The organism is Mesorhizobium escarrei (assembly GCF_935825525.1).
Classification (GTDB): Bacteria; Pseudomonadota; Alphaproteobacteria; order Rhizobiales; family Rhizobiaceae; genus Mesorhizobium; species Mesorhizobium escarrei.
Window position 1 is genome coordinate 31880 of record NZ_CAKXZT010000136.1, and the last position, 12906, is coordinate 44785.

General features: G+C 62.3%; 12 protein-coding genes and 1 pseudogene. 9 read left to right on the forward strand and 4 right to left on the reverse strand.

The window, feature by feature from the left end; genetic code table 11:
- The first annotated feature begins 49 nt into the window (after positions 1-49).
- Positions 50-856, forward strand: coding sequence for an SRPBCC family protein (locus tag NMG80_RS20690; RefSeq protein WP_254019819.1), 807 nt, complete (start codon positions 50-52; stop codon positions 854-856).
- Between the two features lie 82 nt (positions 857-938).
- Positions 939-1170: pseudogene (locus tag NMG80_RS20695) on the forward strand (AbrB/MazE/SpoVT family DNA-binding domain-containing protein).
- Positions 1171-1250: 80 nt separating this feature from the next.
- Here NMG80_RS20695 and NMG80_RS20700 read toward each other — a convergent pair.
- A complete protein-coding gene (locus tag NMG80_RS20700; protein WP_254019821.1) occupies positions 1251-1832 on the reverse strand; it encodes a DUF1349 domain-containing protein in 582 nt (193 codons plus the stop codon).
- An 89-nt stretch (positions 1833-1921) separates the two neighbouring features.
- Entirely contained in the window at positions 1922-3439 is a 1518-nt protein-coding gene (locus NMG80_RS20705; protein ID WP_254019822.1) for a S10 family peptidase, read from the reverse strand.
- Positions 3440-3695: 256 nt separating this feature from the next.
- On the opposite strand from NMG80_RS20705, the gene NMG80_RS20710 reads away from it, so the two are divergent.
- Genes NMG80_RS20710 through NMG80_RS20720 form a run of 3 tightly spaced genes read left to right on the forward strand, consistent with a single transcriptional unit; the run spans position 3696 to position 6565 of the window.
- On the forward strand, positions 3696-4244 hold the full coding sequence (locus NMG80_RS20710) for a MaoC family dehydratase (RefSeq protein WP_254019823.1): 549 nt from the start codon (positions 3696-3698) through the stop codon (positions 4242-4244).
- Between the two features lie 3 nt (positions 4245-4247).
- Positions 4248-5408: a CaiB/BaiF CoA transferase family protein gene (locus tag NMG80_RS20715; RefSeq protein ID WP_254019824.1), complete on the forward strand. Its 1161-nt coding sequence runs from the start codon at positions 4248-4250 to the stop codon at positions 5406-5408.
- 20 nt (positions 5409-5428) lie between these two features.
- Positions 5429-6565, forward strand: coding sequence for an extracellular solute-binding protein (locus tag NMG80_RS20720; protein ID WP_254019954.1), 1137 nt, complete (start codon positions 5429-5431; stop codon positions 6563-6565).
- Between the two features lie 168 nt (positions 6566-6733).
- Here NMG80_RS20720 and NMG80_RS20725 read toward each other — a convergent pair whose 3' ends face one another.
- Positions 6734-7570 carry an amidohydrolase family protein gene (locus NMG80_RS20725; protein WP_254019825.1) on the reverse strand — a complete coding sequence of 279 codons (837 nt, stop codon included), beginning with the start codon at positions 7568-7570 and terminating at the stop codon, positions 6734-6736.
- A 71-nt stretch (positions 7571-7641) separates the two neighbouring features.
- Complete coding sequence (locus NMG80_RS20730) at positions 7642-8424, reverse strand: IclR family transcriptional regulator (protein WP_254019826.1); 783 nt, start codon at positions 8422-8424, stop codon at positions 7642-7644.
- A gap of 159 nt (positions 8425-8583) precedes the next feature.
- Between NMG80_RS20730 and NMG80_RS20735 the strand changes: the two genes are divergently transcribed.
- The 4 genes from NMG80_RS20735 (at position 8584) to NMG80_RS20750 (ending at position 12905) form a co-directional block, all read left to right on the forward strand.
- Positions 8584-9903, forward strand: a complete 1320-nt coding sequence (locus NMG80_RS20735) for a type 2 periplasmic-binding domain-containing protein (RefSeq protein ID WP_254019827.1) — start codon at positions 8584-8586, stop codon at positions 9901-9903.
- A gap of 137 nt (positions 9904-10040) precedes the next feature.
- Positions 10041-10937, forward strand: a complete 897-nt coding sequence (locus NMG80_RS20740; RefSeq protein WP_254019828.1) for a carbohydrate ABC transporter permease — start codon at positions 10041-10043, stop codon at positions 10935-10937.
- 2 nt (positions 10938-10939) lie between these two features.
- Positions 10940-11806: a carbohydrate ABC transporter permease gene (locus NMG80_RS20745; protein WP_254019829.1), complete on the forward strand. Its 867-nt coding sequence runs from the start codon at positions 10940-10942 to the stop codon at positions 11804-11806.
- 1 nt (position 11807) lies between these two features.
- Positions 11808-12905, forward strand: a complete 1098-nt coding sequence (locus NMG80_RS20750) for an ABC transporter ATP-binding protein (protein WP_254019830.1) — start codon at positions 11808-11810, stop codon at positions 12903-12905.
- Position 12906: the final 1 nt, after the last annotated feature.

Below are 12906 nucleotides of genomic sequence, written 5' to 3' on the forward strand. Positions count from 1 at the left end.
ATGGCGTCGTACCCCGACCCCGCGAAGCCAAAGCCTGAAAGGAGTTTCCATGCCAATCAAGAAAGACGAAACCGGAAAGCGTTGGGTCGAGATGCAGTTCGTCACGCCCGGCACACCCGAGCAGGTTTGGCGGGCAATTGCGACTGGTCCCGGCAACACTGCCTGGTTCACAAAAACCACGATCGACGAGCATGTCGGCGGCAGGCTTCATTTCGACTTGGGTCCCAATGGCGCCTCCACCGGCGAAGTGACGATTTGGGAGCCGCCGTTCCGTTTCGGCTATGTCGAACGCGAGTGGAGCGAAGGCGCGCCGCCTGTTGCAACGGAGATCACTGTGACCAGCCGGTCGGGTGATCGTTGCGTTGTTCGCATGGTCCATTCGCTGTTTGCCTCGACCGACGACTGGGACGATCAGTTGGAAGGATTCGAGAGCGGCTGGCCCGGCTTGTTCGAGGTGCTGCGCGTTTACCTGTCGCACTTCGCCGGCGAAAAGGCCGCCAGCTTCAGCGTCATGGCCAACTCGGAGGTCGACCAGCTCTCGACTTGGAGGCGGCTCACCGAGACGCTCGGTCTGGCCGGCGCGAATGTCGGCGAGGAGCGGAATGGCCCGCAACAGCCGGCGAGACTATCCGGCATAGTCGAACGCGTGCGGCAGGACGACAAGCAGCGCTTCATCGTGCTGCGCCTGAATGCGCCTGCTCCCGGCATCGCCCTGATCGGAACCTATGATACCGATGGCAGCGCAAACGCCAGCATGGCACTGTATCTTTACGGCGACGACGCCAAGCAGCGCGCCGCGGAGGGCGAGCCTAAGTGGCGGAACTGGTTTGGCGAAACCTTCAAGCACCCGGGCTGACGGATGTGCCTGGATCGGCCGGCCAGAAGGTCGGCCGCCTGGGCAGCGCCCATATCATGGCGCATATACATAGGAGAGTGTGATGAAGGTCGCCAAGTGGTGCAACAGCCTCGCCATCCGTCTTCCTGCCGTTGTGGTCGAGGCCCTCGAACTCAGGGAAGGCGATGAGATTGAGATCCATGTCGCCGATGTCCGACGACTCGGCGTCGCGCGCAAACCTGCCGCGCGAGGAATTGCTGAAGCGGCTTCGCGCCTTCCGCGGCCGCCTTCCCGCCGATTTCAAGTTCGACCGGGATGAGGCGAATGCCCGATAGCTTCTTCGACCGCGCAATTCGCCTGTCGGAACAGTGCTTTGTGAAAGCGGCACCCCGATCCGCTGACAGCACGCGTTATTCTAGTCGTGGAGTTCTCTCGAGATCGCCGGGCCAACCGAAAAATCGCTGAATGTGACTTCGAAACCTTCACGTTGCGGCGAACAGCACATCATGCCGACATCGGCTATTTTCGAGGGCGGGAAGTAGGCTAGCCGCACCGGCTTCCAGCGATGGTCGGAAGCATCAAGATATTGAACACGGATTGTCTCGGCATGGCGGGTAAGCCGGATCCTGACGCCGTCCGGACCGGCCGGGATGCTGACCAGTGACCAGTCGGAGGCATCATTGGTGACGACGACGGAAAAATAGGCGAGCCCGTCGGTGAACTCGATGCCGGCCTTGACCCAGTGCGTCTCGCTCAGCCGGACCATCAAACCGGCCTGATCATAGAGCACCTTGTAGTCCCCCTTGACGGTGACCTCGGCGCTGAAATCCCCCTCGACCCGCCGGTAGAGGAAGTGGCCATTGTCGCGCCAGAAGCCATAAAAAGTTTCGCGCCAGAAATCGGTCTCCCTGCCGGTCTGCACCTGCACGGAGCTGTCGCCGAAATCATGATGCGGTGGCGGGTTGAGCCAGGTCAGTTCTGCAGGCTGAGATGTCATCGACTTGCTCGTCTCGCCGGTTCGTGTTGCGTCATCCGCCGCTCATGCGACGAAGCGGATTTGTCTCTTGTAACCCGGCTTCAACCGTTTCATTTCGGCGCTTGGTAAAGCTCGGACGCGGCCTCCCTCAAGGCGCGCCGGCTCTCCGGCCTGAAATACATCATGTGGCCGCCTTCCAGAAGCTCGACGCGGATGGGCTTTGCGCCAGGAAGCGAAGGAACCTGGCCGACAAGGTAGCGCGACACCAGATAGGGTGTCACCAGGTCGGTGTAGCCGTTGACGATCAAAACGCCGAGGCCGGGATTTAATACGCGCGCCTGTTGAAGGTCATCCATCACGCCGACATAGCCCTGACGCGTCGGGCTCGTGCCGTAATCCCAATTGCCGCTGATTTCACGGTTGAGAAGCCGATAGCTTAGATCGGTGCGGAATTTCAGTTCCTCACTGATATAGCTGACAAAGGCGGAAGTAAGCGCCGGCACGCTTCGGTCGAGCACCGGATCAGGACCCCTGGGCCTTGGACTTTCCGGGGAAATGTCTGCCGTTTCGATCGTGCCGTCATAGACGCTGAGAACATTGCCCCTTGCCCGCGCAAACTCCTTGGCGAAGAGCCCGGTGGGAATGCGCGCAAAGTTTCGTTTGACGAGTTCGAGCGGCAGGCCGGTGATTTCGGCAACGCGCGGGCTCGCCAGACGCCCGCCCTGTTCGAGCCCGCTGGCAAGCGCGACGAGATAGTCGCCAAGCGCATAGCGTTCGACATCGGCCAACCGCTCCTGCAACTCGGAACCGGTGACGCTTTCGCTGCGCAGGCGCACCGCCGCCAGCGACGGCAGCTCAAGCGCCCAGTGAAGCGGCTGGAACTCGTCGGGCCGCACGAGCGTGAATTCGAGCGCCGGCGAGATGAGCACGATGCCGCGAGGGCTGATGCCGATGTCATCCTGGAGCGTCTTGGCGAGCAGTGCCGCCCGAAACCCGCCATAGCTTTCGCCGGCAAGAAACACCGGCGACGCTGTGCGGCCCGCCTGTGCCAGATAGAGCCGGATGAATGCGCCCATCGCGGCGGCGTCTTGGTTGACGCCCCAGAAGCTGCGTGCTTCGGTGCCGGGTGCTTCGCGGCTGTAACCGGTGCCGACGGGGTCGACAAAGACCAGGTCGGTCATGTCGAGCCAGGTGTTCGCGTTGTCCAAAAGCCGCTGCGGCGGTGGGAGAAAACTTCCATCGGCCGCTGTCGCCATCACGCGTGGACCGAGCGCGCCAAGGTGCAGATAGGCGGAAGCTGCTCCGGGACCGCCGTTGAATACGAAAGTGATCGGGCGCCGGGGATCAGGTTCCCGGCTTGGCTCGGGACGCAGCGTGTAGGCGACATGAAAGATTTCCGCGGTGACGTCGCCCTTGCCGGATAGCAACGACAGAGTGCCGGCCTTTGCCTGATAGTTGAGCGTGCGTCCCGCGATCACGATCGAATGATCTGAGATCTGCGGAGGCGGAAGCAGCGACAGAACGCCGCCCGAAGGCGACGGCCGCTCGGCCACTTGCGCATGGCCGGCTGAAGGGCCGCCAGCCAGCAGCAGCATAGCGAGGGTGATTTCTAGGAGCTTGGCACGCATGGCGACTCCGCAGCGGAAACGACTGGAAGCTACCACGCTGATGGCTCAGCCGAAATCACAGGATCGTGCAGGCCGCTCGCTGCTGGAAGAAGACCGATGGCTTTTCAACGCACGATTTCGCCGAGACTAGCTTGCGTCACAACCCCATATGTGAAAAGACTATTCACAAAAGAAGATTGACGGGAGGATCGATCATGCAGTTCACTGGTCCGCGGCGCGTCTGGACGAATGATCCGTGCTTCCAATGGATGCTGCCATGACTTGTTTCGCGCCGACGGTTGGCGTGGCGTCGACGCACCCCGCCAACATGCCGAAGGACCATGCCGATCTCCCCGTCTGGAACGCGGAGAACTGGTTCTATGAAGACTGGCCGGTCGGCCAGAAAATCCGCTCGTTGCGCAGGACTATGGCCGAGGGCGACAGCCACCTTTTCAACGCGCTGGTGCTCGATATCCACCCTTACGTGCAGGACCAGATGTTCGCCGAAACGGAAGGCATTTTCGGCAAGCGCCTGGTCGCTGGCGCGTTCGTATTCTCGGCCGGGCTCGGCCTCGTTGCCACCAATTGCGTCAACGCGTTTTCCTATGGCTATGACAAGTTGCGCTTCATCAAGCCGGTGTTCATCGGCGACACGATCTATTCGATCCGCTCCAACCTCGACAAGAAACCGAAATACAAGGAGATGGGGCTGATCCGCGCCAGCTACGAAGTCTTCAAGGGTGAAGGAGAGCTTGTGCTTTATTGCGAGCACCTGCAGACGGTGAAGTACCGCAATCCGGCCGATTTCACCGGCACGGAGAAATAGGCAATGACCGCCATTGCCGAATTGCCGCTGACCGGGCTCGTCGTCGTCGACATGAGCCAGTTCCTGTCCGGGCCCTACTGCTCGCTGCGACTGCTCGACCTCGGCGCCCGCGTCATCAAGATCGAGCGCCCGGATGGCGGTGACCTGTCGCGCCGGCTTTATCTCAGCGACACCGAGATCGGCGGCGACTCTACAATCTTTCACGCCATCAATCGCGCCAAGGAAAGCTTTGCCATCGACCTCAAGGACGAGGCCGACCTTGCGGCGCTGCGCGGCCTGCTGGCCAAGGCCGACGTGCTGATCCAGAATTTCCGCCCCGGCGTCATCGAGCGCCTGGGCCTCGACTACGAGGCGGTGCGCAAGATCAATCCGCGCCTGGTCTATGCCTCGATCAGCGGCTATGGCGAGGAAGGCCCCTGGGTCAAGCGGCCCGGGCAGGATCTGCTGGCGCAAGCCCGCTCCGGCGTGATGTGGCTGAACGGCGACGAGGACCAGGGGCCGGTGCCCTTCGGCCTGGCGATTGCCGACATGCTGGCGGGCTCCGCCGCCGCGCAGGGCATCCTTGCCGCACTGGTGCGGCGCGGCGTGACCGGCACGGGCAGCCATGTCGAGACCAGCCTGCTCGAAGCGTTGGTCGACTTCCAATTCGAAGTGCTGACCACGCATCTCAATGACGGACGCCGCCAGCCGCGGCGATCGGCCTTCCGCAGCGCCCATGCCTATCTGTCGGCGCCTTACGGCGTCTATCCGGCCAAGGACGGCTATCTGGCGATCGCTATGTCGCCGATCCCGAAGCTGGCCGACCTCCTGGCGCTCGAAGAGCTAGCGCCCTTTCGCGATCAGCCGTCGACCTGGTTCACCGCCCGCGACGAGATCAAGGCGATCATCGCGCAAAAAATCGCGACGAAGACGGTCGACGAATGGCTTGCCATCCTCGAGCCAGCCGACATCTGGTGCGCCAAGGTGCTGACCTGGCCGGAAATGATGGCCAGCGAAGGCTTCCAGGTGCTCGACATGCTGCAGACGGTGACGCGCGAGGATGACGTCTCGATCCTCACCACGCGCTCGCCGCTCAGGGTCGATGGCGTCCGCGCCAAGGTCGACCGGGCTGCGCCGCTGATCGGCGAGCACAGCGCAAAGATCCGCAAGGAGTTCGGATTGTGAGCGACGTGATGCTCAAAGGCATGACCTGGAGCCATCCGCGCGGCTACGATCCGATGGTCGCCTGTTCGGCGCTGTGGAAGCAGCGCACCGGCGTCACTGTTGAATGGGACAAGCGCTCGCTGCAGGATTTCGAATCCTTTCCGGTCGAAGAACTGGCCCGTGCCTACGATCTGATCGTCATCGATCATCCGCATGTCGGCCAGATCACCGCCGAGAACTGTTTGGTGCCGCTCGACGTCGCGGGCCGCGAAGCGGAACGCGCGGCGCTGGCGGCGGGCAGCGTCGGCCGGTCCTATCCGAGCTACAACTGGCAGGGCCGGCAGTGGGCGTTTCCGATCGACACGGCGAGCCAGGTGCAGGCGTGGCGGCCGGACATGGTTTCCGCCGCCCCGGCGAACTGGTCCGGCGTGCTCGACCTGGCGCGGCAAGATCGCGTGATGTTGCCGCTCAGGCCGCCGCATTCGCTGATGGTGTTCTACACGCTTGCCGGCAATTTCGGCCGACCAGCCGCCGAAGAGCCTGACGACCACGTAGACCCTGACATGGGCAGCCGTGTTTTCGAGATGATGCGCGAGATCGCGGCTCTCATCGATCCGGCCTGCCTCGGCATGGATCCGATCGACATCCTGGAGCAAATGGCCAGGTCCGGCTCACGGATCGCCTGCGCGCCGCTGATCTATGGCTATGTCTCCTATGCCATCGCCGGCTTTCGGAGCAACCGCCTTGCCTTCGCGGACATTCCGGCTGCGAGCAATGCCGGTCCGGTCGGTTCGGCGCTCGGCGGAACCGGCATTGCCGTGTCGGCCTTTTCGAAGGCCAAGCAGGCGGCCATCGACTTTGCCTACTGGATCGCCAGCGGCGAGGTACAGCGCGGCCCCTATGCGTCGGCCGGCGGCCAGCCCGGCCATGCGGCAGCCTGGGACGATGCAGCCGTCAACGCAGCCGCCGGCAATTTCTACAACGACACCCGCGCCACGCTCGAGGGCGCCTGCGTCAGGCCGCGCCATGATGGCTACATGACATTCCAGCAGGCCGCGTCCGATCGCATCAATCTCGGCCTGACCGAAAAGCATGATGCCGGCCGCGTCGTTGCCGATCTCAATCGCCTGTTTGTGGAGAGTTTCCCGGCACCCGGCGCTGCCGGTGGAGAATCCTGAAACAGCTTAGATGGAGGAGAACATGGTCTGATCCGCGGCAACCCACGCTGCTGATCGGCCCTCGGCTTCCGGCCGTCGACCGTGCAGGCTGCACTTGGCCTGGTGATCGTGCTGCTTGTGTCGCTCTATGACCGCGAGAGGCACGTGTCGGCGACGATCTGAAGCCGCTTACAAACGCCAAAGCCGCTTCGCATTGGCGGAGAGCAGCTTTTGCCGTTCATCGATGCTGGTCCCTGCAAGCAGCGCGTGCGTTGCCGCAATCCAGGTCGCAAGTCCGCCGCCAAGCGTGCAGACTGGCCAGTCGCTGCCCCACACGACCCGGTCCCAGCCAAAGCATTGGATGGTGTGCTCGACATAGGAACGCAGCGTTTCGACAGTCCACGATCCAACGTCCGCATAGGCGACCACACCGGAAATTTTGCCGACGACGTTCGGGCGCCGCGCAATCTCCGCGATATGCTCGCGCCAGGGATGCTCACTGCTGCCCTTGATGTCGGGCACGCCGCAATGGTCGAGCACGAACTGCACGTCCGGCGCGAGGTCGGCAAGGGCAATCGCCTTGGGGATTTGGTGCGGCAGGACGACGAGATCGAAGGTCAATTGCGTGCCGGCAAGCCGTTTGATGTTTTCGCGAAACAGCGCGTCTTCCGAGACTTCGTCCGGCATGACGTGGAGCACACGGCGAAAACCCTTGACGAATGGATCGGCGCGCTGGCGCTCGAGATAGGCGGCAAAGCCCGGCTCTTCGGGACGGCAGGAGGCGATCGCCCCGCGCAGCAAACTGTCCTTTTGATGTGACAGCGCTTTCACATGGCTGGTTTCGGCCTCGATGTCAGCCGGATCGACATCGACTTCCATATGCAATGCGCCCTCTATGCCGGTGCGGCGAGCCTGGACTGCATATTCGTCGTAAGGGAAATCGCGGTTGAGCGCCGGCACGCCGGAGAGCCAGGGATAGCGCAGCGCCGACTGGTCGATCAGGTGCAGATGGGTATCGAAGATCATGGGGGCGCACTCCTCCTTGGCGACTTCAAGATCATCTCACGGGGAAATTCTTCATTCAAATAAGAATTTATCTATTGCCTGGCGGTCGAGCCGGCCAGCTGCGACAGCTTTTCGGTCGCTGCCAGCAACAGTTCTATCGTCCTCGTAATGTCGGGCGCCTTGGGTGCGTTGATCAGAGTTATGTAGGGGATCGACAGCGCGGCGATCGCCCTGCCGTCCGAGCTAAGCACAGGTGCCGACAGGTTGAATACACCGGCAGTCTGCATCGATGCCATCATTTCATAGCCGCGTTGCCGGATTTGCTCGAGGCGGGCAAAGAAGTCCGGCGATTGAGGCGGCTTGTGGGTGCTGCGCAGATGTTCGGAGATCATCATCTGCCGCTCTTCCAGCGAGCGGAACGCCAGCAGCACATGTCCGGAGCCGGTGTCGAACAGGCTGATATGCGAGCCGACGCGTATCGAGATGCCCCAATAATCCGGCGCCTCCTGCTGCGCGATCACGACCGCGGAACCGCGGTCGAAGACGACAAGCTGGTTTGCCTGCTGCGAGGTTTCGGCAAGCTCGCGCATCAGCGGCGTCGCGTAGGAAACCAGCCGGCGCACGGGCGCGTGCAGCTGCGCCAGGCCAAACAGCTTGAGCGTCAACGAGTAACGGTCGCCATCCGGCCGCGTGACATAGCCGCGCCGCACCAGTCGGTCCAGCATGCGGTAGAACTCGTTGGGGCTGCGGTCGAGCTTCTTGGCGATTTCCGCCTGCGTCAGGCCGCCATCGACGCCAGCCAGCAGTTCGAGAATGTCGAGACCCTTGTCCAGTGCAGGGGCACGATAGCGGTCATCGTCCTCGTCCTCTGCCATTGCGCTTCTCCAGTGAATTTCTCTTGTCATATACGCATATCGGCATTGCCCGAAAGAACTTTCGGCTTGACGATCCTATAAATGTTTTGTTTGTATATGAATGAAGCTGCCGATCAAACCTCGGAACGAATCGACGCAGGCTCTTTGGGAGGATACCAAATGACGAAACTGTTTTGCGGCCTGACGGCCGGCGTGGCGCTGCTTGCACTTGGCCCAAGCGCTACCTTTGCTGCCGACCTGCCCGGCAAATTCGACGGCGTCACCATCGACGCCAAGCTGATCGGCGGCCAGCAATATGAAGGGCTCTACGCGCGCATCGGTGAATGGGAAAAGCTGACTGGTGCCAAGGTCAACGTGATCTCGAAGAAGAACCACTTCGAGCTTGACAAGGAAATCAAGTCGGACATCGCGTCCGGCAGCATCAACTGGTGCGTCGGCTCGAACCATTCGTCCTTCGCGCCGCAATATCCTGACATCTACACCGATCTCAACGCGCTGCTGCCCAAGGAGGAGATCGGCGCCTTCGTGCCGTCGACGATCAAGGCCTCGACGCTCGACGGAAAGCTGGTGATGCTGCCGCGTGCGCAGTTCGACGTCTCGGCGCTCTATTACCAGAAGAGCCTCTACCAGGACGAAGCCAAGAAGGCCGCTTACGAGGCCAAACACGGCAAGGAACTGGTGCCGCCCGACACCTGGGACGAAGTTGCCCAGCAGGCCGAATTCTTCGCCAGCCCGCCGGACTTTTACGGCACCCAGTTCGCCGGCAAGGAAGAGGCGATCAACGGCCGCTTCTACGAGATGCTCATCGCCGAGGGCGGCGAGTATCTCGACAAGGACGGCAAGCCCGCCTTCAACTCGGAGGCCGGCGTGCAGGCGCTCGACTGGTTCGTCAATCTCTACAAGGCCAAAGCGGTGCCGGCCGGCACCACCAACTATCTCTGGGACGATCTCGGCCAGGGCTTTGCCTCGGGCACCGTCGCCATCAACCTCGACTGGCCGGGCTGGGCAGGGTTTTTCAATGATCCGAAGTCCTCGAAAGTCGCCGGCAATGTCGGGGTGAAGGTGGCGCCGAAGGGCTCGGCCGGCATTCGCACGGGCTGGTCGGGGCATCATGGATTTTCGGTCACCGAAAACTGCGCCAGCAAGGAACCTGCGGCGTCGCTGGTCTGGTTCCTGACCAACGAGGACAGCCAGAAGCTCGAAGCTGCAAGCGGACCGCTGCCGACCCGCACCGCGGTGTGGGACTGGGACATCCAGCAAGCGGCCGGCGATCCTTACAAGACGGAAGTGCTGGAGGCTTTCCAGGAACAGGCAAAGCACGCTTTCGCCGTCCCGCAGACAGCTGAATGGATCGAAATCTCCAACGCCGTCTATCCCGAGTTGCAGGCGGCCATCCTCGGCGACAAGACCTCCAAGCAGGCGCTGGACGACGCTGCCGCCAAGGCCACCCAGATCCTCGAAGACGCCGGCAAGCTTTGACATCTTCCGCGGGGGCACTGCGCTTATCGAAGAGCGGCGCCCCCGATTTTTTTGAACCATGCGCAATACGCTTTGTCTGATCACCGTTCGCCGATCGCGGCATCCAGCATCAGGGCACCAACCAGAACCGGATCGACATGAAAGGCTGGAGACCCTCGCCGCCATTGCTGCTCCTGCTGCCGGCGGTCATCGTACTGGCGGCGGTGGTGGTCTTGCCGCTGCTGCTTTCGCTCTACTCCAGCTTCACGCCGTTCCGGCTGACCAAACCCGAGACACTCTGGGTCTTCATTGGCGCGCGCAACTACGTCAACATCCTGACCAACAGGGATTTCTGGATTGCCTTCGCCCGCACCGTGGTGCTGCTGACGGTCGCGCTCAATCTGGAAATGCTGATCGGGCTCGGGCTGGCGCTGCTGGTGGAGAAGGCCTCGCGCGGACAGCGGGTCCTGCGCACCATCATGATGTTCCCGATGATGTTTTCGCCGATCCTCGTCGGCTTCCAATTCAAATTCATGTTCAACGACAATATCGGCCTGGTGAACAACGCTTTGCAGGCGCTCGGCCTGACCGACCGCGCCATTCCGTGGCTGATCGACGGCAATCTCGCCTTCATCGCCATCCTCACCGCCGAGATCTGGTCGTCGACTTCCGTGTTCGCGATCCTGATCCTTGCCGGGTTGCTGGCGATGCCGCGCGAACCGGTCGAGGCGGCCCGCGTCGACGGCTGCACGCCGTGGCAGACATTCCGCTATGTCACCTGGCCGTTCATCATGCCGTTTGCCTTCATCGCCATGACCATCCGCTCGCTCGACGTCGCGCGCGCCTATGACATCGTCAAGATCATGACCGACGGCGGCCCGGCCGGCCGCACCGAACTCGTCTGGACGCTGGTCGCCCGCACCGCCTACAGCGATGCCAGAATGGGCCTGGCCAACGCCATGGCCTATTTCTCGATCCTGCTGTCGATCCTGTTCACCGTTTATTTCTACCGCAAGCTCGCCGCGGCGCGCACGCAGATCGCGGCAGAGTGGTGAGGATGGACCAGAACAGCCTGCATCGCGTCCGCAACAAGGCGCTCGGCATCGCTCACGGCGTTGGGCTGTTCCTGGCCATGCTGGTCATCTGTCTGCCCGGCATCTGGATCGTGCTGTCGTCGCTGCGGCCGACCGTCGAGATCATGGCCAAGCCGCCGGTGTGGATCCCGCAGCATCTCTCGCTGGACGCCTACGTCGCCATGTTCAGCGGCGTCGGCAAGGGCGGCATCCCGGTGCTCGATTATTTCCGCAATTCGCTGATCATCTCGGTAACCTCGACGGTGATCGCCATCGCCATCGGCATGGCCGGCGGCTATGCCTTTGCCCGCTACCGCTTCCGTGCCAAGTCGGCGATGTTCCTCGGCCTGATGCTGACGCGCACGGTGCCCGGCATTGCGCTGTCGCTGCCGCTGTTCTTCGTCTTTGCGCGGCTCGGCATCATCGACACGCATTTTGGGCTGATCCTCGTCTATGTCGCGCTCAACGTGCCCTTCACCATCTGGCTGATCGACGGCTTTTTCCGGCAGGTGCCGAAAGACCTCGCCGAGGCCGCGCAGATCGACGGCTGCACGCGCTGGCAGGCCTTCTGGCAGGTCGAGTTTCCGCTTGCAGGGCCTGGTATCGCTTCGGCCGGCATCTTTGCCTTCCTCACGTCGTGGAACGAGTTTGCGCTGGCCTCCCAGCTGACGCGCTCGATTAACTCCAAGACGCTGCCGGTGGGGCTGCTCGATTATACGGCCGAGTTCACCATCGACTGGCGCGGCATGTGCGCGCTGGCGGTGGTCATGATAATCCCGGCGCTCACGCTTACCTTCATCGTCCAGAAACACCTCGTCGGCGGCCTCACCTCCGGCGCGGTGAAAGGCTGACATGGCAACCGTATCCCTCAAGAAACTCACCAAAAGCTATGGCCCAGTGGCGGTCGTGCACGGCATCGACCTCGAGGTCGCCGACCGCGAGTTCATTGCGCTGGTCGGGCCGTCCGGCTGCGGCAAGTCGACAACCCTGCGCATGATCGCCGGCCTCGAGGACATCAGCGACGGAGTCATCGAGATCGGCGGCCGCATGGTCAACGACCTGCCGCCGCGCTCGCGCAACATCTCTATGGTGTTCCAGTCCTATGCGCTCTACCCGCATATGACCGTGCGCGAAAACCTCGGCTTCTCGCTGAAGATCGCTGGGGCCGCGAAAGAGGAGATGGATCGCCGCGTCGCCGAGGCATCGGGCATTCTCGGCCTCGACCAGTTGCTCGACCGCCGGCCGTCACAACTGTCCGGTGGACAGCGTCAGCGCGTCGCCATGGGCCGTGCCATCGTGCGCGATCCCGACGTCTTCCTGTTCGACGAGCCGCTTTCCAATCTCGACGCCAAGCTGAGAACGCAGATGCGCACCGAGATCAAGAAGCTGCACGCCAAGGTAAAATCGACGGTGATCTATGTCACCCATGACCAGGTCGAGGCGATGACGCTCGCCGACCGCATCGTCATCATGCGCGACGGTTTCATCGAGCAGGTCGGCACGCCCGACGAGGTCTTCCGCCGGCCGCAGACGCGCTTCGTTGCCGGCTTTATCGGCTCGCCACCGATGAACCTGCACGAGGCAGCCGTCGACGACGGACAATTGCTGTTCGCCAGCGGCGAGAGATTGCCTCTACCCAGCCAGTTCAAGGCCAATGTCGAAACCGGCGACAAGGTCGTGTTTGGCCTCAGGCCCGACGACATTTATCCGACGGGACACGGCATCAGCTCCGGCGAGGACGTTGACGTCCATCAGCTGGAATTGCCGGTGACCGTCACCGAGCCGCTCGGCAACGAGACGCTGGTGTTCGCCGAATTCAACGGCAGCGACTGGGTATCGCGCATGCTGAACCCGAAGCCGCTAAAGCCAGGCGACCGGGTGAAGATGAGTCTAGACCTGTCGCAGGCCCATCTGTTTTCTGCCGATACCGGCAAGACATTGCGAGGTTAAC